Genomic DNA, 23,719 nt, shown 5'->3' with positions numbered 1-23,719 from the left:
GGTTAAAGATGCTTGTGAACAAAAATTAAAAACCAAGTGATGTTAATGCTCCGCATTAAATGATTTTCATCACCGCCCTAAAGGACGGTGTTTTTCATCAAAACTGATAAAACTGTAAAATCAAGATACCCCGCTTTATACTCCTACTTGTTCTCGGTAGTGCATAAAAAAACATAAGGTGCAAACGCCCCCATAGCGGGTTGCAAGCAAAGGCAAGACGCGATCCCAGTGATACCCATCATATATACCCATGATACTTCAAGATGCAAAGTCATACCAATTCCGTTAATTAGATGATCTATTTAGGCGCAGGAAAAATGGATGAAAGCCAGGCATTGATTGCAGTAACTAGTTGCTCTAATTACAAAATCAATAACAAAGACTAAAACGTAGTTTTATGTCTAGCTAGCATTCATTTTAACAAGCATAAATGAATAGATAATTATCGGATTTGGTATCAGCAAGGCAAATTGTGCCGAGATGCTAGGCATAAAATTGAAGTATAGTTATTCTACATAGAGATTTTATAACAACGCAGACTGGTACAAGTTGCCTTGCCCTACGGGGCGCGAGCTCGAAAACCAGCGCTGCGTTGCAACACTCGAAAAGAGAATGACCATTACCTCATGTTGCGCCTTGATCTGGTCTCCGATCTCGTGCCTGACAAAGCATTTTGAAGTAACATGGGTATATAAGGCAGGTGCTTTAGCTCCTGCTTTATCTTAATCTTTCGTGTCGTGTGTTTCTTTAACAACCTGAGCTATTTCAAGTTCTGCCTCTTCATCGATCTCCAAACTATCAGTAGTCAAGACACCTGCATCTGGGTTATTATATACAGCTGCATCAAATTTCCCTTCGCTGTTTGCAACAACAACAGACACCACAGCATCTCCTGAAACGTTGACTGCAGTTCTGATCATATCCAAGAGTCTATCAACACCCAAAATAAGCCCTATACCTTCAATCGGAAGTCCTACCTGTGTAAAGACCATCGAAAGCATAATAAGTCCAACACCCGGTACACCCGCCGTACCGATAGATGCCAGGACAGACATTAGAATCACTGTGAGGTACCCTGTAATTCCAAGATCTACGCCATAGATATTGGCTACAAAAACAGTTGCAACCCCCTGCATAATGGCCGTACCATCCATGTTGATCGTTGCTCCAAAAGGTACCGTAAAAGATGCCACTGAGTTGTTTACACCAAGTTTATTTACTACCGCTCTAAGTGTTACAGGAATAGTCGCATTTGAACTTGAAGTACTAAATGCAAATATTTGTACCTCACGCATTTTCTTCAAGAAAACAAAAGGGCTCATCCCTGAAAATACTTTTAAGACGATCATTAGTGTAACAAAAAGATGTAGAAGCAATGCAAAAATCAACACTCCGACATATCCCCCCAAGTCCAACAACAAATTAAGTCCAAGGTCGGCTATGGCTTTTCCCAATAGTGCAAATACTGCATATGGCGCTACGGCCATCACAATGTTCACCATTTTCATCATAATTTCATTACTGATCTCTATAAGTCTAGCCAATGGTTCTGCTTTTTTGCCGACCATTAAAATAGAAATACCCACTAAAATAGCGAAAAAGATAATTTGTAGCATTTTACCCAATGCCATCGCATTGACTACATTGCTTGGAATGATGTCTATAAGTACCGCACTTAATGCCGGTGCTTGGGCTGCACTAAAAGCTGCTGCTGATGCCATATTGGCACCTTCACCGATGCCACTCACTACTGCAACGCTAATCCCAATTGCAATAGCAACAGCGGTTGTAAGCATATAAAGGGCAAAAGACTTCCCGCCCACTTTACCCAAAGCGTTAATATCTCCTATCCCCAAAACACCGGTAACAAGAGAAAAGAAAACCAAAGGAACCACAAGCATCGTTAGTCCTGTGACAAACATTTTTCCTACTATGAAAAAAAGTCCATTTACCACATATTCGTTCACAAATGAACCTGCGCTGTTAAGCCCTAAAAGGTTGATGAACAACCCAACTGCTATACCTAATCCCATACCGATCAACACTTTAGTGGTCAGTGGCATCTTTTTTACTTCTGCCATTATAATAATCCTTATTTTATTCTTAAATACAAACTTCAATGCTATTAAACAAAGAAACAACTCATATCATCACTAAAAATTCATATAGTATTGAATCCTTAAATCATCTCTATCTTCTCTTGTAGAGGTATCTGTTTGATCTTTGAGAGAGTATCGAACCCTGATTGCTGACCAATCATTGAAGTATATTGCCCATCAAAGTTAAACTCACTAAAGTCATCCACTGTCTTTCCCTCATCGGCACTCACATCAACATAAGCAACTTTCAAACTAAGCCCATCAAGTGGGGAGGATAAGTAGCACAAACGTCATTTTTCATTAGCTCTAAAATATATTTTAGTTCATAACTTCATATTGACTTCTTTTTCATCTTAATGAAGCTACGAAAGTCAGATATTTTTCTCATACACTCACCCGTTTTCACAACATTTTAGGTAAAGGGCAAGTGCGTCCCGCTGTTATGCAAACCAGCTCTGAATATTGCTTTTGTTTATGATGAACTTATTTTTATTCAAATAGACTTGCCTGAGGAGGTGCTCTACTTTCCGGAAGAAAAATTTTGACAATTTCGTAATTTTTTTATTCAGATGACTTAGGGCACGTATTTCTGGATATTTCTGGACATCCAAAGATATTTCTGGACATCCAAATATTTTTACGATATTTCTGGACATCCAAAGATATTTCTGGACATCCAACACTATTTCTGGACATCCAAATATTTTTACAAACAAAATAATCAACAACATAACTAACCGGGTGTTCGGATTGAATCGATACAATTAGCAGTTCTCGGCAAGATTCACTATTAAATCCATTAATAGCGCTAAAGAGATAAATACTAGGCGGGTTGCTATCTTAGCGGTGACTAATAGCGGGGATTGTGGTTATTTAGTTAGCTTTAAGCTGCGCAGTTAATGCAAACATCGTCGCAAAACATTTTTCTTGGCTATCCAGCTCTTTCCTGTATGGCTTGCGAACAAGGCGAGCTCCTCCAATGAGCCAACGGCACCTTGATAGTTTTTACCAAAACTACTGGCAAGCTCAAGCCAGCTTTCGTCAGCCAAACCAATAATAGTCAGCAACTTTGGGTGTTGTGTGCAAATCGCACCTCGTTTGTCTTCACGAAGAATGCGCCCTGTCCAGTCCAGCAGCTCAAGATAATCAATGAATAGGGGATACCTTGCGGGTTTGCCTGATGTTCATCCCCGACAAAACCTAACAGCAACTTTTCCCTGAACGGATGTTCATGGGGGTCTTCATTATGGGTAACGCCATGAACACGTTCAAAACTTGATGTGTATTCAGAGTGTTCTACACTATCTGCCATTTTCGCACGTACCGGATTTAAATCCACATAAGCCATACAGGCCAGCAGCGCTTCCTCGTCGAGTAAGGCTTGTGATTTAAAGCGCCCTTCCCAGAACCGGCCCTTACATGTATCTTCTTTATTGGCTTTGCGGGCGATAAACTCATTTAAACAGCGCATAAACCAAGAAATATCAAGCAGCCGCTTTCGCCAGTTACCGATTATTTCCAGTGCGACTTCCTGCTCTGCGTGAGTGTTTAATTGTTGTTCCATCCACCTAGATACCAGCGGCGGTGCACTGTATAGCTGACACCAGCGCCGGCATACGTCCTCATTGCTAAGGTTTTGATTTTCTTCAATATCGGCACGTAACACAAGATGATAGTGATTGGGCATAATCGCATAGGCACAGATATCGATATTGAACAGGCTGGCAAGGCAATGCATGCGCTCAACAACCCACTGGCGGCGGTGGCTAAAACTTTGCCCGGTAAATTTATCTTCGCCACACAAAAAAGCACGGCGAACACAGCGGGAAATGCAGTGATAATAGGGTGTGTCGACAAGCGAAATTAATGAAGATCGTGATTGCGTCATACCTACCTCTACTCATGTAAATAAAACCACTGGTTATATAATAGGTAGTAATTTTCGATTCGTCAAAAGATATGGCTGTCCAATCTTTCCAAAAACACATTTTGTATAAAAGCAATGGTACGCCGCAATCGTAACGTAAAACCAATACCTGCCCCTCCCCCCCTACGCACACCACCAGCCACAACACCACAAAGATAACCTGAATGTCTAACTAAGCTGGTGGACTATTAAAGCTATCATGAGAAGTTTTAACGTTTTGTTATAGTTGATTATCAGCTGTTGTTTATATCACTTGGAGGCAACAAGAAGACTTCTAAAGATCGGTACAGTGTAGTGGCTTCAATCACTACTCAAGTTCAGTCTTAAACTAATCTCAATGCTTATATACGGATAATACTGGGGTCATATCTATTATGATAAAGATAGGCTAATTATCACACATTAAGAGCAAACAAAAAGGCCACCATTGGGGTCAACATTCGCGTCAACATGGCAGCCTTAAGTTATTGTTTTATAAAGATTTCAATCTATGGGCAATGATTACATCATACCGCCCATACCACCCATTCCGCCCATATCAGGCATTGGGGCAGCTGGTGTTTCTACAGGAAGATCGGTGATCATACACTCGGTAGTGATCATCAGACCTGCTACAGATGCTGCGAACTGCAGTGCACTTCGGGTTACTTTAGTCGGATCCAGGATACCCATCTCCAGCATATCACCGTATTCACCCGTTGTTGCATTGTAACCGTAATTAGCTTCACCTAATTGTACGTTGTTGGCAACAACTGACGCTTCTTCACCACAGTTTGATACTATTTGACGAAGCGGTGCTTCCATTGCACGCAGTGCAACACGGATCCCCACATTCTGGTCATCGTTATCACCAGTCAGACCTTTTAACAAGCCTGCAACACGTACTAAAGCAACACCACCACCGGCAACAACACCTTCTTCAACCGCTGCGCGTGTTGCATGCAGTGCATCATCAACACGGTCTTTTTTCTCTTTCATTTCAACTTCAGTTGATGCGCCAACTTTAATAACCGCAACACCGCCGGCTAATTTTGCAGCACGTTCCTGCAGTTTTTCTTTATCATAATCAGATGAAGACGCTTCAATCTGTTGTTTGATTTGACCTACTCGCGCCTGAATAGCTGACTCATCACCAATACCATCAATGATCGTTGTTTCATCTTTGCTGATCACGATGCGTTTAGCCTGACCTAAATCTTCCAGTTGAACTTTTTCCAGATCCAAACCGATTTCTTCAGAGATAACAGTCGCGGCAGTTAATATAGCAATATCCTGCAACATCGCTTTACGACGATCACCGAAGCCTGGCGCTTTAACAGCAGCAACTTTAACGATTCCGCGCATATTATTTACCACTAATGTCGCTAATGCTTCGCCTTCTACATCTTCCGCAATAATTAATAGTGGTTTAGAGGCTTTTGCAACGGCTTCTAACGTAGGCAGTAACTCACGAATATTACCTATTTTTTTATCAACTAATAAAATGTACGGGTTATCCAGCTCAACGGTTCCTGCTTCATTATTGGTCATGAAATAAGGAGAAAGATAACCACGGTCGAACTGCATCCCTTCAACCACGTCTAATTCAGTTTCTAAGCCCTGGCCTTCTTCTACTGTGATAACCCCTTCGTTACCTACTTTTTGCATAGCAGAAGCAATGATTTCACCAATCTCAGTATCAGAGTTGGCAGAGATAGTGCCTACCTGGGTGATCGCTTTTGAATCCGAACAAGGTGTTGATAATTTTTTTAATTCAACAACGGCTGCTTTTACTGTCTGATCGATACCACGTTTTAAATCCATCGGGTTCATACCCGCGGCAACCGCTTTTAAACCGTCAGCAATGATAGCTTGCGCTAATACTGTTGCAGTTGTTGTTCCGTCACCGGCTGCATCATTGGTTTGAGAAGCAACTTCTTTAACCATCTGCGCGCCCATATTTTCAAACTTGTCTTCAAGCTCAATCTCTTTCGCAACCGTTACACCGTCTTTGGTGATTTGCGGAGCGCCGTAGCTTTTATCGATAACAACATTGCGCCCTTTTGGTCCTAAAGTGACTTTTACTGCATTGGCGAGTGTATTAACGCCTTTTAACATTTTGATACGAGAATCATTTCCGAATTTAATTTCTTTAGACATTATTATGTTCCTTTAAATCATTAATATTGAGAGTCGCACTTTTTCGATGTTTAGAAAAGCGGATAAAAGTTATTCAACGACAGCAAGGATATCGTTTTCACTTAAAATAAGGACTTCCTGGCCTTCAATTTTTTCTGTTTTTAAGCCGTACCCTTCACTAAAAATAACAATGTCTCCCACTTTTACATCAAGCGGTTTTACTTCACCGTTATCTAAAATACGACCTTTACCTACCGCAAGAACTTCACCACGGGTAGATTTTTCAGCTGCACTGCCTGTTAGTACAATACCACCAGCAGATTTAGTTTCTTGCTCAGTACGTTTTAAAATAACTCGGTCATGTAATGGACGAATAGTCATGTTTTTTCCTCAATGATAATAGACGTTTGAACGTAGCTAGTAGATGGTGATTAAAAATTCGTTTTCAAGTAAAAAAGATAAAAAAATTCATTTGTGCAGAAAAACTATTCAAAGCAGCGCAGCCCTATAGCAAACCGGGTAAGCAGATTATCTAATATTGCACGGGAAAAATTAAAGAAAGCAGTTTTTTGATTGAGCAATAGCAGCCCGGTGTGATTTACACACTGGTATTTCTGATTGAAAAACAGATATACCCATGTTACTTCAAGGTGCAAAGTCAGCAACGCAGATTGGTATAAGTTGCCTTGCCCTACGGGCGCGGGCTCGAAAACCAGCGCTGCGTTGCAACACTCGAAAAGAGAATGACCATTACCTCATGTTGCGCCTTGATCTGGTCTCCGAGCTCGTGCCTGACAAAGCATTTTGAAATAACGTGGGTATATACCAACAGGATAGATTAAGCCGGCACTCTTTTAGATGCGGATAATTCATTAATGGTTTGATTAATTTCACTGACAACGATGCGAATCATTTTTTCATGTTGCTGATGCTGGTAGGCAACCACTTTTCCTTCAACAACCCGTAATCGCCCCAGGCCGACAATAAAAATACGGCCATTAAAGAATGCGCGAACAAACTTGGCAATTTGACGTGGTTGATATTTTTTAAAGGTTCTCAGCGTGATTGAACTCTTACTAGTACTAGTCACTTTTCATCCTTATTAAGTTTTCGTCTGTGCAGTATGAACTATTTGATGCCGCATTATGGTGCATTAAGGTAATAATGTTAATGACAAAAATGAGATCCAGCGCTATTTTTTGCCTTTTTTTTTACATTTATTTATAAAAATAAAGCTTAGGTGTTCGTAAAACAATCACCTTTTGTCGTCATCTTTACGTTCAAATTCACCTTCGATGATATTTTTATCATCCTTTTTAGGTTTTAGATCATCACCAAAAGGTGAACCGGCAGATGATTGATAAAAACCACCGGAGATTGTTGAGTTCAATTTAACATTCGCCAATAAAAATTTAGCGGCCTTACTGCGGATACCCGGCTGCAAAATTAACAAGCCCACAAAATCCGTTACAAAACCAGGCGTAACTAATAACACGCCGGTCACTAACAGCATGAAACCTTCTATCAGCTGCTGCCCCGGAGACTCTCCGCGGGCAATGCGTTGTTGTAATTGCTGCAACACCTGCAGCCCCTGACTTCGCACCAATGCAGAACCAACAAAAGCAGTAATCACTACCAAAGCCACCGTCGGCCACGCACCTAAAAATCCACCTACCTTGATCAGGACATATATTTCTAATAAAGAAACGCTGACCATAGTTAAAAATAACTTTGCAAACATATTTGCTCCTAATAATTCACAGGTCAACAGACCCTAATACTAACTGAGGCCAAATTTCTGTAATTCAATGCGCGAATGAATATTAAGACAGATTAATATCGGGTTCGTCTAACAAAACTCCCAAAAGTTCACTTTAAAAATATTTAAAATCAAGATTAAGATTCTTTAAAGAAAGTTGATTTAAGTGCTTTGTATTATTCAGCTTTCCATATTTTGATACAAAATAAGACAGGGATTAACAATAAAGACATAATTAAGAATACGTGGCCATGCAGTTGAGCATAAAAAATACCGGAAAGATAAGTAAACCCGGCCATCATTAATCCCAGCGCCACTCCCGAGTATAGAGATTGATAAGAGACCATCTCTGAATTTTTTTGTAACGCAATGTAGCGGATAGCCGCTAAATGTGTCACAGCAAAAGTAAATGCATGAAAGGTCTGAAAAGTGGCCAACAGGTAAACGTTTTCGCTGAACGCAAAAACTAACCAACGGATAATAGCGGCAAGTAATCCTAATAGCATCATCTGTTTGATTGACCATCCGGTAAATAATTTTTTATTAAAACGCATTAATAATATTTCGGCAAAAACGCCGATCGCCCATAACCAGGAAATAGTTACCCCTGAAAAGCCTACTTCATTCCAGTAAATTGTGCCAAAGGCATAAAAAGCACCATGACTGCCTTGAATAGCACCGACAATAATAAGAAAAAGGAGCACATCAGGGCGTTTAAAGAGAGTGAAAAGTGATTGTTTTTTCTCTGTAGTCGCAATAATTTCATCATGTAATTGCGGAGACAAATTTAATAAAGAAAGCAGCCACATAACGAGTGTCGCGGCAATAATTGCCCATAAAATAGCATCATTTCCTGAACCGACAATTAACCATCCGACACAAGTTGAGCCGACAATAAAACTTAGCGACCCCCACAATCTTACCCGGCCATAATCCAGCTGAATTTGCTTCACCAAGCGGGTGCCAACGAGGTCACCCAAGGGTGCCAGAGGCCCCATCATGAAGTTCACCACTAAGGTAATAACCGCAAGCCAGATATAATCATGAAAAAAGAGCAAAAGGGCAAAAGCCAACAGAGTAAAAAAAACTAAAAAACGCAATAGAGACAAGGTAGATTTTGCACTCGATACCATAGGTAATAAGGTAAGGTTACTGACAAACCTTAACAATAAGCCTATCGAAAAAAGTAAACCGATACTTTCACTTGATACACCTTGATCTGACAACCAAATCCCCCAAAAGGGCAAAAAAACTCCCCAAATAAAAAAAAAAGTTATAAAATTAAAACTTAACCACAATTTAGCAGGAATAGAAAACAACATGCACCTCAGAGACAATAAAACGTTTAATTAAACAAAGTGACCGGCTTGCCAGCCAATGTTTATGAAAAAACTGATTGTACTCTTAAGTCGAGGTGAAAAACCTAAAAAATAATTAAGCCCTCCGCAATGAGAGTATTTTTCATTTTAATATTGCCGGCCTTTGCTCCATAAAAGTCAGTCAGCAGCATCATTTGCACAAAGTGCTAGAACACCATGTAGTTTAAAAACGAACACCAGAGCAGACTGAAGATTGCTCGGGCAAGGCGTGTTAGCGAAATAATAGAGATCTGTTTCTAGCTGACACAACGCAGAATGAGCGATTTTTAGGCGCTCCCGACGGTCGAGGCCCAAATGCTCGCATGTTGCGTTAAATTTTCTCGAGTTAGGCCCACTATACCTTCAAAAATTTGCCTTACCTGCAACTATTTGGGCTCTCTCTGGTGCCGTTTTTTTAAACTATATGGCGATCTAGTAGCACAGGGTGTGTGGCCTCAGCATGCAAGGCGGGAAAAGAATTTAATCAAAATAGGTTTTGTTAGGATGCACCGCAAGTTTTGGCATAAATAATGGGGCAGCTCCTTGGGTTTTTCTCTATTCTCTAATAGTCTATTTTTATATATAGCAAAGTCCGCGACTTACCAACTTCAGATTAAAAGAGGTCACAATAAAGCCCGGCTTATTTCCTTATAAACGCAATGAGCAGCTTTATGACTCGCCAAAGCAACAGTGAGCAACACATATGAATAAATCTAAAAAACTCACCATCCGCATTAAATTTCCTTCTCAGGTGAATAATCATTCACAAGAACAGGTATCCTCCGGTTGTCATTGGGGCAGAATATCCGGGGTTTGTTTTCTTTTTATCCTTATAATCGCAGCTGTAATTGGTTGTGCTTCCTATTATTCCAATCAAGACAATATCGTGGATAAAAATGTAAATTCTTCTACGCTCACAGCCCCGCAGGCATCAACTGATGAATATGCAGCACAGAACACATCACAAAATGTAAACACCAAAAACGCGACAGCACTTGATGAAGTGGAAAAAAGCTCAGAGCAACCTCTTATACAGCCGACCTTAATCAAGGTCGCTGATTCTCATGACACAGCATCGCGATCAGCCGGCGAAAATGCAGCACAAACCACATTACAAAATGTAAACACTAAAAACGCGACAGCACTTGATGAAGTGGAAAAAAACTCAGAGCAACCTCTTATACAGTCGACCTTAATCAAGGTCGCTGATTCTCATGACGCAGCATCGCAATCAGCCGGCGAATATGCAGCACAAACCACATTACAAAATGAAAACAATAAAAGTGCAACAGCACTTGATGAAGCAGTAAAAAGCTCAGAGCAACCTCTTATACAGTCAACCTTAATCGAGGTAGCTGATTCTCAAGACGCAGCATCGCAATCAGCCGGCGAAGTACTTAAGGAAATGAAAAAAAGTGCATCAGAAAGCGATGTTTACTCGGCTTTAGACGTCTATTCTACCTTAACTTCAAAAACTGGATCTTCTGACAAAACTGCACTATTAACTGATGAATTTTCCGCACAAAGGGAAAACAAAAAAAACACAACAGCACCTGAGGAGGTAGAACACACAGAACAACACGCTATACAGCCTACCTTAACGGTGACACCGGACTCCCTTAACACAATACCGGAATCAGCTGATGAAGGTGTAGGGCAAAGCGTATATCAAAATACAGACAAAAAAATCACGACAACTCCTGATCAAGTGGAAAAAAACGCATCGCAAAGCAAATCACACAATACAGATCCCAAAAGCGCAACAGCGCCAGATAAAGTGGAAAACAGTTTAGAGCAAGGTGCTGCTATCGGACAAACCTTAATCACAGAACCTCAGCCCCCTGTTGTCTTCCACGACGTTCAACAAAACAACACGCTAGCCCCGAAGGAAACGATCTCCTCAGCCAAGCCAGATACAGGTACACTCCCTTTGTTCAGAGAAACTAAAATAGAGATATTATCGGATCACATTGAACGCTTTGTTATAACCTCATCAGTCCAAAATTATGAGCCGGTTGGTACTATCAGAGATATCACCTTTGATATCAATAACATTGCGACTGTTTATGCCTACTCTGATGTTAGTGAGTTACAAGGTAAAACGATCTATTACCTATGGACTTTAGATGGCAAAAAACAGGCAAAAGTCAGAGTAGATATCGGCTCTAGTCGCTGGAGAAGTCATTCAAGCAAGTTTATTCGAAATTACAAGCACGGTGAATGGCAAGTCGAGTTACACAGCGAAGGTGGGGAGAAACTCGCCAGCATTCAATTTATTTATTAGCTTTTGTGACAAGCTATTCCAATCAATAATTTTTCAGGTCTGTCAGGTTTAATATGCTTTCAAAATCAACTAAATAGTCACGTCCGTTAGTCTGATTAAATAATCTGAAAAAAGACTATTAGGTTCTGCTGCATTGCGCCAATATTTTATTTCTAGCTAACCATTTCTATCTGCTCTTTTTTTCTTTATTATTTTCATTTTTTGATAAGGTTTAAAGTCGGTGCAGACACAAAAAACAGTTATTGTGGTAGGAGCCGGTCCGGCAGGTTTAATGGCCGCCGAGGCTATCTGCGCTGCAGGTCACAAAGTAGAGGTTTACGATGCAAAGCCCAGCGCCTGCCGAAAGTTTTTATTAGCGGGTGTCGGAGGGATGAACATTACCCACTCGGAGCCCTACGACGATTTTATTCAGCGCTATTACGACAAAGCACAATGGTTAGACAGTGCTGTCAGTCAGTTTAATGCCGATGCGTTACGTCAGTGGATCCACGGGCTGGGTATCGAAACCTTTGTCGGCAGCTCCGGACGGGTGTTTCCTGCCGATATGAAAGCGGCACCTTTATTACGTAATTGGCTGAAACGTCTGCGTGAAGCCGGTGTGCTATTCCATATGAAGCATCGTCTAATTAACCTTGACCAGCACTCCTTAGAATTTGAAAATGGTGATTGCAAAACTGTTGTGCAGGCTGATGCTATTGTGCTGGCGATGGGCGGTGCCAGCTGGCCAAAATTAGGCTCGGATGGCGCGTGGCAAAAAATATTATCCGCTGTCGGGGTATTTAGTCATCCGCTGCAGAGCGCCAATTGCGGATTTTATAGTCAGTGGAGTGAACATTTACAACAGCAATATGCCGGCAGTCCGTTAAAAAACATAGGTTTTTGCTTCACCACCAGCCAGGGCCAGCAAATACAACGTAAGGGAGAATGCATTCTCAGCCGCGATGGTATGGAAGGCAGTTTAATTTATGCTTTTTCTAAATATTTACGTGATGCAATCAACCAAACCGGTCAGGCCAAGTTATTGATTGATTTACTGCCCAATCATACAGAACAGCAAATATTAAAAAAGTTACAACTAAAACGGGACAAAGACTCTTTTAGTAAATATTTAAAACGCAGTGTCGGTTTAAGTGGTGTTAAAGCAGCCATGTTATATGAATGCTGTAATAAGGAGCAACTGCACAATCCGCAGAGTCTAGCCGCCAGTATTAAAGCACTGCCGGTAAGCTTTCATAAAGTGAACCCCATTGAAGAGGCTATTTCCAGTGCCGGCGGTGTTTGCCAAAGCAGTGTGGATAAACACTTAATGTTAACTGTATTACCCGGAATATTTTGTGCCGGTGAAATGTTAGATTGGGAAGCCCCGACCGGCGGTTATCTATTAACCGCATGTTTTGCAACCGGGCGTTTAGCTGCGCAGGGAGTATGCCACTATTTACAATCCACCTCCAATATCCCGGTGCAAAGCTTGATATGATACTATCAGCATTTCTCCTTTTTTCCCCTATTTAGCGTCGGGATGCGAGGCCTGAATGATGAAAATAGATAAATCAACTACCGCCAGTTTTGATGTTGATCCGCAGCGCGGGTTTACCCCTCTCTGCCCTGCAGAACTGCCTGTTAAGGAAGGCGATCAGATCGCCGATGAATTAAATGCACAGGCACACTTCGCTTGTTACCGTTTAGTCAGTAAGGACAACCATCCGGCCAACGCCCCCTGGATAGCAAACCAGGCAGATGAAATTATGACCCCGGTTAGCGGTGATTACCCGGGGTTAGATATTAAGTGGCCGGCGCACTGCGTGGTCGGCACTGAAGGAAATAAACTTATCCCCGGATTACCCGATCAGGGCGACTATGATCTGCTCATTGAAAAAGGACAAGATCCTCTCAAGCATCCTTATGGTGCCTGTTATCACGACCTCGCCGAGAGTGAAAGTACAGGCGTAATTGAATGGCTTGGTGAACGGCAGATAAAGACACTTATTGTCGGCGGACTGGCAACTGATTATTGTGTAAAAACAACCGTACTGCAGCTCTGTCGAGCCGGATTTAAGGTGATTGTCAATCTCGCAGCCTGCCGGGCAGTGGCACCTGAAACCTGCATAGCAGCCCGCGAAGAGATGCTCAGTGCCGGCGCTCAGTTAATTGCCGATAGCAGCAAGTTGGAACTTTTATGAATATAAAAATGCAGAAAAACTGGCTGATAGATAGTCTGATGGATACGGATCTCTACAAAATCACCATGCTCCAGGCCTTCTACCATACCACCGAGTTTCGCAGCGTCGATGTGGAATGGAAGTTCGCCTGTCGTAACCGTAACAACCTGGATTTAGCCAAACTCATACCGGAAATTAAGCGCCAGCTTGAGCATCTCTGTACTCTCACTTTCAGCAGTGAAGAACTCAGTTACCTGGCTAAGTTCCCTTACATCAAACCTGACTTTATCGAGTTTCTGCGAATATTTCACCTCGATATGCGTTTTGTCCATATACGGCCTAAAGGGAAAGATCTGGATCTGCGCTTTAAAGGTCCGCTGGTTCACGTGACCCTGTTTGAGATCTATACACTGGCGATCATCAGCGAGTTACACACCACTGTGCACTACGGTGGTGTTGACCTGACTACAGCACGGGAAAAACTGGCAGAGAAAATAACTCTTCTACAAGCTCAGGTTAAGATGCCCTCTTTCCGTCTCACTGACTTCGGTACCCGGCGTCGCGCCAGTAAAGCCTGGCAGGAAGAGGTGCTGAGCATACTGCAGCAGCAGTTACCCGACTACTTCGCCGGTACCAGTAACCTGCACTTTGCACGCACCCTGGGGTTGACACCGATCGGCACCATGGCTCATGAATGGTTTCAGAGCTGGCAGGCGGTGACCCGTTTGGTTGATGCCCAGAAAGCTGCGTTGGAAGGTTGGGTACAGGAGTACCGCGGGCGGCTGGGGATTGCCCTGACCGATTGTTATTCCATGGACTCCTTTATCCGGGATTTTTCTGATCCTTATTTCGGCAAACTTTACGATGGTCTGCGCCACGATAGCGGCTGCCCGTTCCAGTGGGCAGAAAAAGCGATTGCTATGTATCAGCAGATGGGCATTAATCCGCTCAGTAAAATCCTGGTCTTCAGCGATTCGTTAACTTTTCCACTGATGCTGGCAATATGGAAACAGTTTAACGGACGGACAAAAGTATCCTTCGGTGTTGGCACTAACCTAATGAATGATGCGGATAATGCTCCTCTGAATATCGTCATCAAAATGGTTTCCGTCAACGGCAGGCCCGTTGCCAAAATCTCCGATGAACCGGGTAAAAGCATGTGTGAAGATCTCGGTTACCTGCAATATCTTGCCAGCCAGTATGGCATCGATCCGAATCTGGTAAAAATATCAACATAGTGGCAATCCGCTATTTTCCCAGATTAGAAAAACAGAAGCGCCGGGTTCCAAACCCTGGCGCATTTTTGCTAAATTTGTGAAAGCCTGCTCAAGATAGTCTATCTGTTTTCTTTTTAGGTAAGGCTGCATTGGCGAAAATAAGCGTTACCAACCCGCAAAAAATAGACAGCATAACCAGTCCAAGTTTTGCATTGTTGGGTGTGCCGACAACGAGCAGGGAGACTCCGAACAGGATCAGGGCGAGACCAATAAAAAAGAAAAACTTCGGATATTTACTGACCAGACCAGACCGTTTTTCGGAAAGTTTGCTTTTTTTTGCATTTTTTACCGCTTTATGTTTGTGTTTATTTGCCGGCATAGGAGACTCCCTGACAATAAAATTGTGTACCCACTTAAATATTTCTCAATTAGAGATATTTTTATAGCAAAATTTATCACCGTAAACAGTCGCTCGGATCGCATTGTCTGTGCATATTTTATTTTTTTGACAGGGCTGATAAGCGCGTTGAATTTTGTTTCCACCTGCCTGCTTTTTGTTTGCTCTTAGCGTAGTTTTTTAACAGTTCCTTTTGCCAGTAGATAAGCGCAGGTAATAAAACCAGTGTTGTTGTGAAAGTATCGCTAAAAGTGTGGTAGTCGAGTGCCCGCATTAAACAAAAATAAGTAAATAACGATAATGGCGAGAGCAGCAGCAGGATTTTATTTCTCCAGGTTAAATTAACCACAAAGATCAGCGCGACTGCGCTATGGGTGCTGTAATCCAATGAAAAAGTAGACCAGATATTCAGATAACGATCTAAAAACATTAACGTATATATGAACAGTAAGGAATAGAGTAAGCTTTTAATCTCCAGGCAGCGGATTTCAGCTGTTCCCTGATAAAGATAAAATAACCAGATAGACACTAAAAACGGAGTATAGAGATCGGCAATAATGGCCAAAAAATTCATAAGTTAAGCTTTAAAATTGATTAAAAAACAGCAAGCGTCGGCGGTAACGTAATTGCTCTTCAGCTAAACAGCCTGGTTTAAAGCGTATACTTTTCCCTACTGTCGCCTGCGCCAGTAAACTTAAATCACAGCGAGCAACACAGCCAATCTTAGGGTAACCGCCTAAGGTCTGCCTGTCCTGCAGCAAAATAATGGGCAGACCATCGGGCGGAATCTGAATACTCCCCAGCGCGATTCCTTCTGATACAATCCCTGCCAGTGGACCGTCTAAAGGCTCACCACCAAGACGCATCCCCATGCGATCATTTTCTGCACTCACGTGAAAAACGGTTGCGTAAAATTTGGCTTTCTGCGCTGTTGAAAAACGATCTGCCTGGTATGACTCAATCACATTTAAGGTCAGCGGTTGATCGTAATCAGGGATAAATTTATCTGACATACTGCGCTGAATAACGTCGCTATCCTGTGCAAAAACGGACAATAAATCCCCCTCTTTTAATTGTCCGCCCAGCCCGTCCAGTCCACCGGTAAAATTACGTTTAACAGTACTGACACTGGCAAATTTTAACGGAACATCAAAACCGCCCTTAATCGCCAGATAGGCGCGCGCGCCTGAGGTCGCAAAGCCTAACTTTAAGCGTTGTCCCTTTCGTAACATAAAGCTACAGTTATTTGTTTGCGGGATGTTAGTCGAGAGATGTCGATCCACAATCAGCGCCTTCATCTGCGCCCCGGTTAAGGCTAATTGCAAATCTGTTAATGCTTCAAATTCCGCCAGGCCGAAACTGATCTCGATTAATGCATTATTGGGACTGTTTTTAAGTAATAAGTTAGCCCAACCTGCGGCCCGCTCGTCCATCACCCCGCCCTGACTCAATCCTTGTTTGCTTTGACCATAACGGCCGGGATCCTGCAACTGACTGAAGATGCCCGGAGCAATTATCCGTAAACCAACATCACCTTTCATCAATTACCTTCCCCCCTAAATCGATAAATTCAGTGCGGGAAACTGGTTTGAATTTTACGTAATCCCCCACAGCGAATGGGCTAACCGGCTCCTGATTAAGATCAAAAAGGATGCTTGGACAATTACCGATTAACTGCCAGCCTCCCGGACCGTCCGAGGGATATACGGCTGTTTGGGTATCTGCAATAGCGACACTGCCAGCCGGCACGAATGCCCGCGGCGAACGATGCCGCGCGATACTGATCGCTTGTGGTACTTGTGCCAGGAATGCGAAACCGGGAGCAAAGCCAACCGCACAAACGCGATAGTGGTTATCGCTGTGTAATGTGATAATCTGCTCGACACTTAACCCGGTTTTGGCTGATAATGCCGGTAAATCCCAACCAACGCAGGGAGCATAATACACGGGCAGCTCAATAACTTTGTTACAGCCCGTTGGCACGTTTTTTTGAGCACAGTGAAACACAATACTTTCCAGCTGTTTTTCAACCACCAGAGGCGCTACTTTGAGAAGATCATACTGCACTAAAACAGTGCTATATGAAGGGGTAATATCAAGCAGTGAATCAGCCAATGATAATTCAATCTGCCTGGTCAAATAAGCAATCTTATCTGTTAAGCTCAGGTCAATATGGTCAGCAACCTGAATCAAAAAACAATTTTCATTAACCGCTGTGATTTGCATTATTAAGCGACAGATAATAATTGATGCAGCTGCTTAATCATCAAGATAGCAGAGTGGTTATCACCATGTACGCAAATACTGTCAACCTTAAGCTGTAACTCTCTCCCTGAAATAGTGTTCACTGTTTGCCTGTCAAGCAGCTGTTTAACCTGGGATTTGATAAGCTCGGCATCACTTAAAACCGCCCCCGGCTGTGAGCGGTGGGCAAGGTGACCGCTGTCATCATAGGCGCGATCCGCAAAAGCCTCTAAAATCAGTTCAATGCCCATCTGATTAGCAATGTCCTGATATTTTTGTAGATCAGGCCGCGCTAGAATCATTAATTTTAACGGATAACCAAAGCTAGTTATGGCATTGGCTATTGCCATAAAGATCTTCACATCAAGCATCATATCGGAATATAAAGCCCCATGAGGTTTGACGTATTCAAGCTGTGTGCCCTGCAGACGACATAAAGCTTCTAAAGCAGCCACCTGATAACATACCAAATGGGTGATTTGCGCATAGCTGTGTTGAATGGAGCGACGACCAAAGCCCTGCTTATCATTGTAGCCGGGATGCGCACCAATCTGCACATTATGCAGTTTTGCGAGCTTAATGGTCCTGACCATCACATCAGGATCACCGGCATGGAAACCGCATGCGATATTTGCCTGATTCACCCAGGGCATAACATCCTGATCCATGCCTATCTCCCAGCTGCCGTAGCCTTCACCCATATCACAGTTTAATTTCATGACCTTTGTTTCCTTTAAAAATGAGCGAAGCCGCTTGACTATTATGCTTGATCCGGTGCCAAATTTAATGCCGTTAATAAAGCGCTAAATGTTTCATCTACAGGCGCGTTAATCTCCAGCAATTGACCGCTGTTAGGGTGCCTAAATGATAAAAATTCGGCATGCAGTAATAAACGCTGATTAGCGAAATTATCACGAAACATCGCATTATGTTTGCCATCACCGTGCGACGTATCACCAATTATAGGATGACGAAGATGTGCCATATGACGTCGCAGTTGATGCTTACGGCCTGTTTTTGGGGTCAGCGCCATCAGACTGTAACGGGAAGAATCATAAGGACGTACAGCAATCGGTATCGTTGTTTGCGCCAGACAGCGATATTCGCTAAATGCCAGCTGTGCAGGTTTGTCTTGTTTAGCTTTTTTATCTGCAATTTTATCCATGATCTCCTTCAGCGGGTAATCAAGCTCTCCATCACCTAAGTGCCCGCGTACGATCGCCAGATAGCGTTTATTTACCTTGTGTTCAGCAAATTGTAGCATCAGGTTTCGAGCACTGTCTTTATCAAGTGCGAACAATAAAACCCCCGAAGTGGGCCTATCCAAACGGTGCACAGGAAAAACATATTGTCCGATTTGATTGCGTACTTTTTGCAGAGCAAACTCTGTTGCATGGCTATCAAGCCAGCTGCGGTGAACCAGCAAACCGAAAGGTTTATTGACAGCGACTAAAAATTCATCCTGATATAGTATTTCTAAATCAGGACTACAGGCCTCAATGGTTAAATCCTGCTCATCCAGATCCACATCAATAAAATCTTCAGGCGCTGATGCCTGGATATTTTCTGTTACACTCATAGTTTAATAAACTCTTTACTATTCAGTAAATAAATCATCAATACGACTGATAATATTGATTATTTCAGCACTGTTTAGCGGCAAACTTTTAAAATATTCTGTCGCCATAGGTAAAATCAGCATTGACTCAGGTAAAGGTTGTGAAAAACGCACAAGCTCGCGCATTTTATCTAAGAAAATAAACTGCAGCCACTGCGCGAAACTTAAACTATCAATGGCAAAAGGAGCGCGGCTGGCAAGTGCCTGTTGACTGGGTTTTACCTCCTGCCATAGCCCTTTGTTACGTAATTCATTTTCTAACTGTTGTAAAAGCGGCAACAAGAGCCGCTGCTTGTCTAATTCAACTTCATTATTTAACATTTTATTTTCTGACTGATATATAAATAAGTTGGATATTATAACACAGAGAGGAAAGCATTAGTCTCAACTTTGCTTTCAGACATAACGGCCGTTAGCCATAGAGTTAACAGCAGAACATTTCAAAAATCATGCAAATTCCTCACAATATCAACCGAGTAGTTGGTATAATCCCAACACGTTAATAACTGACAGAATATACGAATGATGAACATAAATACCCTTAGCGACTTTTTAGAACAATCAAATTGCCAATTTTGTGTTTATGACTTAGGCCGTAAAGTCTGCAAAATTCCAAACACCGCCTTTAAAAATATTACGCGTAATCAGATACCCTACCCTTACCCTATCCAGCAGCAAGGTTTTTTTGCATTAACTTTCTGGCAAGTCGGAGCACAAAAAGAGCACTTTATCTGGTTTTTAAAAATGCCATTAGATGAACAAGGTTTATTAAGAATCCCCGCCCAGACAAGCTTTATTAAAATGGTTGTTGAAGCGATGGGTGAAGATGTAACCGCAGAGGTCAGTGATAAACTGCAGGAACGCCTGGCAAATAATCCATTTTTATTTAAACCCAATGCAGAAAAATTAGCCATTTTTAATGCGCATATTAATGCCAGTTTTATCCGTCCTGCCTCTTCATTTTATGCAGGAGCTGCGCACTATTTTTCAGGTGCGACAGGCTGGAACGAATGGCAGGAGTTGGGCATTCAGGGGATTGCCGATTTAACTGCACGTTTAGAATATGATAACAATCAGCAGAACTTAATAAGCGCACTCCCTCACCTACCAGATCAGCCTTTACAGTCTCTGGCGTTATGCCTGGAGCACCAGGAAAAAATCAGCCCTGATTTATCCCAGGCCATTGCCGAACAGGCTCGCATAGAACTGCAGGAAAATCATCAGGAGAATGCAATTTTGTTATTACGGGCACTGGCAAGTTCTCCGAATATTGCTATTACCAAAAAACTGATTATAGAGCAGTTTTCTTCAGACTTAATCCATAACATACACTGGTATGTTGGAATTGCCGGACGGTTGTGGGCAGTACTTGAAGATGAAACCTTACTCAACCGGTTTCTTGAGTCATTAGCAAATAATCAGCCTTCACTCTTTACCCAGCTGTTTGCCGATATTGTTGCAATTCCCGCTTTACGCGATAAGGTGCTTAAGCAAATACGTTTACCGGCACGCTCCCCCGCTTTATCAGAGGCGATTGGGCTGTTATTTTCCGGTGTGCAACATAGTTGAGGAGTAATTAATGTTCAGCCTGCTGTTTATACTGTTCAGTGTGCTTATAGGCGGAATTTTCTGGAAATTACGCCAGCAATCAGAATATGCCAAAGCGCTGATCACTCAACGTTGTTTTGAATTAGACCTGCAATTACTCTCTGTTTCCCGCTCTAATTTTAATTTCAAATTGGGTGAACACTTTTTGCAGGCGAGTTTTGTTTTTGAATTTAGTAGTGACAATAATAATAACTATCAGGGATATCTGTTTCTGCACGGCCTACGCCGGCCAAGATTTGAACTGCCGGTTTACCGCTCATTTGAAGAGCCCCGTTAACTTTAAAGAATTATTAAAAGGCATTTATGGACCGTATCATTCTTATTGCACAGCAGATAGCCAAAGAAGGCAAGATACCCACCACAGCATTAATTAAAGCACGTTTACCTAAAAATGTGCCCTTACCTGCTATTATTCAGGGTCTAAAAATGTGGAATGACAATCCCGATAAAGAAATAAATATCCCGGCAGACATAAGAGAAGATGGAAATAGGGATAAGCAGAAAAGTATCGATGCGCTAATCGACGCGAAAATTGCGCAGGCTATTGCCCCCTTAACTAAACAGATTGATATGTTAACAAACCAACTTATTGATTTAAAAAAACAACTTAAAAAAGAAGAAAAAGAGTAACCGTGTTTATTAAAGAGCTCACCTTTGAATGTTATCAAAATACCCAATACGCAGCTGTTGAAAAAGCTATTAACAACTACCTGGATATGCTGCGTTATAACGGCCAAATTCTGGGCCGTGAATTCCCCATAGCCATGTTCGAGGGCTGGTTTGTTACACGCTTAGTTTGCCCGGAAGAAAACAGCCTTAGTGAGGTTTTTAATAGTCCGCAGGTGAAACATGCATTACAGGGATTAACTGACGCCGGTTTACTTGCACCTAAAATTAAAAATATCGCTGAAGATCTCAACTCTTTGCTCTGTGCTGAGAGTTTTCAACCCGAATGGCAAATTTTATACACCACCTTTTTAGATACCTGCTCTCCACTTCGTTGCGGCGAAAGCCTCGCCCCTATCCCCCTTTATCGGACGCCCGAAGCAATTAGTAACGGGGATCGTAAAGCGGTGATAAAATGGCAGGAGGAGTGGATTAACTGCGACGAATTGCAAATGAACGGCTCAGCCGTTTCCAGTTATGCACTGAAAGAGATCGGCGAAATCGACAGCAGACTATTTTATCGCGGCAGTAATTTATGCCGGCGTATTGAGGCTGTTACCAAGGTACCAACCTATTACTACCTGTACCGCGTTGCCGGCAGCAGCTTAAAAGCTGAGCAAGAGAGAAAATGCCCGGGTTGCGCAGGCGACTGGAAGCTACAGGTTCCATTATTTGATATTTTTGATTTCAAATGCGAGCAATGCAAACTATTATCGAACTTATCCTGGGACTTCAAAAAATAAATGGATACTTTTTGAGTCATCCATTGAAGAGCTGTATGTTAGACTCATTAAACAAATTTCAAATCTAAGGATTGAACGTGATGAAAAAATTGATTTTAGCCGTAGGTCTATCAACCCTACTCGCGGGTTGCTCTGATAATGAAGTAGGTGATGTATCGCTCGGACTTTTCACCATGAAAGACATAAAACTTGACCAAATGGTTGATCCAATAGTTACCGGTGTCACTTGTCATGTTGCATCGATCGAAGCTAATTTTACTTTATCCGATCCAAGTGACAGCTCTATTGCCTGTCGGCAGACTGGTGAAATAACCCCCGAAATGATTACTCAAATTGATAAGAGTAAATCAGGAGATGTTGTATTCAAAAAATCAAAAAGTATTTTCTTTAAGAATATGAAAATCAGGCGTATCTATGATGCAGAGAGTCAGACTCTGATGTACCTTTCCTACTCGACTAAGGAAACATCAGGTAGCTTCAAGCATAGCCTTTCTACTGTCCCGCTATGGGGAACCAAGGCTTACGTAACTCCGGTTGCACTAACAAAGTAATTGTCGAAACTACAATAAACCATTAAGCTTTTATCACTGATTTGATAAAAGCTTAATTTTTACGACACAAAACACGAACGACAAACATTAGTTATGGTCGTTCTTAATATAGTTATGGCATTCTTTTAACAAGCTTAAAAATTCAATTACACCGCGGTCAAAACTACTTTCCGGTAAAAAAAGATGATAGCCATAAGCTTTTTGCAGCAACTCTGTCCGATATAGCCATGCTGCAACTGGACCTTTATAAATCACCCCGTTTAAGTTAAAAGGCTCAAAATTAATCACACCATTTTGCAATTCAATTTCCTGATTTTTTAGCGCTAATAATAACAGCTCCTGCTGCTCATGGAGTAATTTGTTGGCCAACCTTGGAGAAATACTTTGTGCTATATTTTCCAGGCTATTTACTCTAATCCCCAAATAGGGCAAATGCTTATGCTCAGCCATTACGCTTGCCGTGATATCACCAATACGCAGCACATCTCGCCATGGTAGGCCCCAATGACCACTGCGATGATAATAAGTAATACTATCAGGGGTTATAACATAGCTTATTGCAGGTTCTAAGTATTTAAGCAAGCCAACAAGAAATACCACAAAACTCGCAGATATGATAAAGATTAACTGCAGCCTGTACAGTTCCCCAAAGAGAGGATATAAGATCAGACAGATGCACAGTAATAGAAAGCCCAAAGACAATAAAAATAAACGATTATGTTTTGATTTAGGGTTAATCTGAATAACTCTGGCGGCATTTTTTTGCAACTGTGGTACCCCCTGAAAAGACTGCGAACTAAACTGTTATTTTACAGACCATCAAAACAAGAGTAATACCAAATCCGATAATTATCTATTCATTTATGCTTGTTAAAATGAATGCTAGCTTCGTTATTGATTTTGTAATTAGAACAACTAGTTACTGCAATCAATGCCTTGCTTTCATCCATTTTTCCTACGCCTAAATAGAT

At 41.9% G+C, this 23,719-nt stretch carries 24 protein-coding genes; 9 read left to right on the top strand and 15 right to left on the bottom strand.

Translation table 11 applies throughout. From position 1 onward, the window contains the following. Positions 1–722: 722 nt before the first annotated feature. The 7 genes from ABZA00_RS07200 to ABZA00_RS07170 all read right to left on the bottom strand — a co-directional run bounded on the left by ABZA00_RS07200 (position 723) and on the right by ABZA00_RS07170 (position 9,225). A complete protein-coding gene (locus ABZA00_RS07200) occupies positions 723–2,081 on the bottom strand; it encodes a dicarboxylate/amino acid:cation symporter (protein ID WP_372881476.1) in 1,359 nt (452 codons plus the stop codon). A gap of 1,078 nt (positions 2,082–3,159) precedes the next feature. After that, positions 3,160–3,987, bottom strand: coding sequence for a transposase (locus ABZA00_RS07195; protein ID WP_372881475.1), 828 nt, complete (start codon positions 3,985–3,987; stop codon positions 3,160–3,162). 540 nt (positions 3,988–4,527) lie between these two features. Next, positions 4,528–6,165 (bottom strand): chaperonin GroEL, encoded by a 1,638-nt coding sequence (groL, locus tag ABZA00_RS07190; RefSeq protein ID WP_372881474.1) that lies wholly within the window; start codon positions 6,163–6,165, stop codon positions 4,528–4,530. A gap of 69 nt (positions 6,166–6,234) precedes the next feature. Then, entirely contained in the window at positions 6,235–6,525 is a 291-nt protein-coding gene (locus ABZA00_RS07185; protein WP_372881473.1) for a co-chaperone GroES, read from the bottom strand. A 457-nt stretch (positions 6,526–6,982) separates the two neighbouring features. Continuing rightward, positions 6,983–7,234 (bottom strand): DUF1107 family protein, encoded by a 252-nt coding sequence (locus ABZA00_RS07180; protein ID WP_372881472.1) that lies wholly within the window; start codon positions 7,232–7,234, stop codon positions 6,983–6,985. Between the two features lie 165 nt (positions 7,235–7,399). Beyond that, positions 7,400–7,885 carry an FxsA family protein gene (locus ABZA00_RS07175; protein WP_372881471.1) on the bottom strand — a complete coding sequence of 162 codons (486 nt, stop codon included), beginning with the start codon at positions 7,883–7,885 and terminating at the stop codon, positions 7,400–7,402. 194 nt (positions 7,886–8,079) lie between these two features. After that, the gene (locus ABZA00_RS07170; RefSeq protein ID WP_372881470.1) at positions 8,080–9,225 is read right to left on the bottom strand and encodes a 3-phenylpropionate MFS transporter; all 1,146 of its coding nucleotides are present in this window, start codon (positions 9,223–9,225) and stop codon (positions 8,080–8,082) included. Between the two features lie 739 nt (positions 9,226–9,964). On the opposite strand from ABZA00_RS07170, the gene ABZA00_RS07165 reads away from it, so the two are divergent. From ABZA00_RS07165 to pncB, 4 genes are all read left to right on the top strand, one after another. Beyond that, positions 9,965–11,545, top strand: coding sequence for a DUF2914 domain-containing protein (locus ABZA00_RS07165; protein ID WP_372881469.1), 1,581 nt, complete (start codon positions 9,965–9,967; stop codon positions 11,543–11,545). Positions 11,546–11,765: 220 nt separating this feature from the next. Further along, entirely contained in the window at positions 11,766–13,022 is a 1,257-nt protein-coding gene (locus tag ABZA00_RS07160) for a TIGR03862 family flavoprotein (protein WP_372881468.1), read from the top strand. A 55-nt stretch (positions 13,023–13,077) separates the two neighbouring features. After that, complete coding sequence (locus ABZA00_RS07155) at positions 13,078–13,725, top strand: isochorismatase family protein (protein WP_372881467.1); 648 nt, start codon at positions 13,078–13,080, stop codon at positions 13,723–13,725. Next, entirely contained in the window at positions 13,722–14,942 is a 1,221-nt protein-coding gene (gene pncB / locus ABZA00_RS07150) for a nicotinate phosphoribosyltransferase (RefSeq protein ID WP_372881466.1), read from the top strand. Before ABZA00_RS07155 ends, pncB begins: the two co-directional genes overlap by 4 nt. An 88-nt stretch (positions 14,943–15,030) precedes the next feature. On the opposite strand, the gene ABZA00_RS07145 is transcribed toward pncB, so the two are convergent. From ABZA00_RS07145 to ABZA00_RS07115, 7 genes are all read right to left on the bottom strand, one after another. Then, positions 15,031–15,300 carry a hypothetical protein gene (locus ABZA00_RS07145; RefSeq protein WP_372881465.1) on the bottom strand — a complete coding sequence of 90 codons (270 nt, stop codon included), beginning with the start codon at positions 15,298–15,300 and terminating at the stop codon, positions 15,031–15,033. 118 nt (positions 15,301–15,418) lie between these two features. After that, positions 15,419–15,892, bottom strand: a complete 474-nt coding sequence (locus ABZA00_RS07140; protein WP_372881464.1) for a hypothetical protein — start codon at positions 15,890–15,892, stop codon at positions 15,419–15,421. A gap of 10 nt (positions 15,893–15,902) precedes the next feature. Beyond that, positions 15,903–16,859 carry a biotin-dependent carboxyltransferase family protein gene (locus tag ABZA00_RS07135; RefSeq protein ID WP_372881463.1) on the bottom strand — a complete coding sequence of 319 codons (957 nt, stop codon included), beginning with the start codon at positions 16,857–16,859 and terminating at the stop codon, positions 15,903–15,905. Beyond that, the gene (locus tag ABZA00_RS07130; RefSeq protein WP_372881462.1) at positions 16,849–17,544 is read right to left on the bottom strand and encodes an allophanate hydrolase subunit 1; all 696 of its coding nucleotides are present in this window, start codon (positions 17,542–17,544) and stop codon (positions 16,849–16,851) included. The genes ABZA00_RS07135 and ABZA00_RS07130 overlap by 11 nt, the downstream gene beginning before the upstream one ends. Positions 17,545–17,546: 2 nt before the next feature. Then, positions 17,547–18,281 carry a 5-oxoprolinase subunit PxpA gene (locus tag ABZA00_RS07125; RefSeq protein ID WP_372881461.1) on the bottom strand — a complete coding sequence of 245 codons (735 nt, stop codon included), beginning with the start codon at positions 18,279–18,281 and terminating at the stop codon, positions 17,547–17,549. 41 nt (positions 18,282–18,322) lie between these two features. Next, entirely contained in the window at positions 18,323–19,141 is an 819-nt protein-coding gene (truC, locus tag ABZA00_RS07120) for a tRNA pseudouridine(65) synthase TruC (protein ID WP_372881460.1), read from the bottom strand. 18 nt (positions 19,142–19,159) lie between these two features. Beyond that, on the bottom strand, positions 19,160–19,501 hold the full coding sequence (locus ABZA00_RS07115; RefSeq protein ID WP_372881459.1) for a YqcC family protein: 342 nt from the start codon (positions 19,499–19,501) through the stop codon (positions 19,160–19,162). Positions 19,502–19,702: 201 nt separating this feature from the next. Here ABZA00_RS07115 and ABZA00_RS07110 point away from each other — a divergent pair, with 201 nt between their 5' ends. From ABZA00_RS07110 to ABZA00_RS07090, 5 genes are all read left to right on the top strand, one after another. Next, on the top strand, positions 19,703–20,749 hold the full coding sequence (locus ABZA00_RS07110) for a DUF3549 family protein (protein ID WP_372881458.1): 1,047 nt from the start codon (positions 19,703–19,705) through the stop codon (positions 20,747–20,749). A gap of 10 nt (positions 20,750–20,759) precedes the next feature. Continuing rightward, positions 20,760–21,065, top strand: a complete 306-nt coding sequence (locus ABZA00_RS07105) for a DUF3301 domain-containing protein (protein ID WP_372881457.1) — start codon at positions 20,760–20,762, stop codon at positions 21,063–21,065. A gap of 26 nt (positions 21,066–21,091) precedes the next feature. After that, positions 21,092–21,418, top strand: coding sequence for a hypothetical protein (locus ABZA00_RS07100; RefSeq protein ID WP_372881456.1), 327 nt, complete (start codon positions 21,092–21,094; stop codon positions 21,416–21,418). Between the two features lie 2 nt (positions 21,419–21,420). Continuing rightward, entirely contained in the window at positions 21,421–22,197 is a 777-nt protein-coding gene (locus ABZA00_RS07095; RefSeq protein ID WP_372881455.1) for a Zn-ribbon-containing protein, read from the top strand. An 80-nt stretch (positions 22,198–22,277) separates the two neighbouring features. Beyond that, positions 22,278–22,748, top strand: a complete 471-nt coding sequence (locus tag ABZA00_RS07090; protein ID WP_372881454.1) for a CreA family protein — start codon at positions 22,278–22,280, stop codon at positions 22,746–22,748. 87 nt (positions 22,749–22,835) lie between these two features. Here the strand turns inward: ABZA00_RS07090 and ABZA00_RS07085 are convergent, their stop codons facing one another. Beyond that, entirely contained in the window at positions 22,836–23,516 is a 681-nt protein-coding gene (locus tag ABZA00_RS07085; protein WP_372881453.1) for a DUF2982 domain-containing protein, read from the bottom strand. Positions 23,517–23,719 lie beyond the last annotated feature (203 nt).

The sequence above is a fragment of the Psychromonas sp. genome (genome assembly GCF_041586535.1).
In the GTDB taxonomy this organism is placed as follows: Bacteria; Pseudomonadota; Gammaproteobacteria; order Enterobacterales; family Psychromonadaceae; genus Psychromonas.
This window is presented reverse-complemented; position numbering and strand designations above follow the sequence as displayed.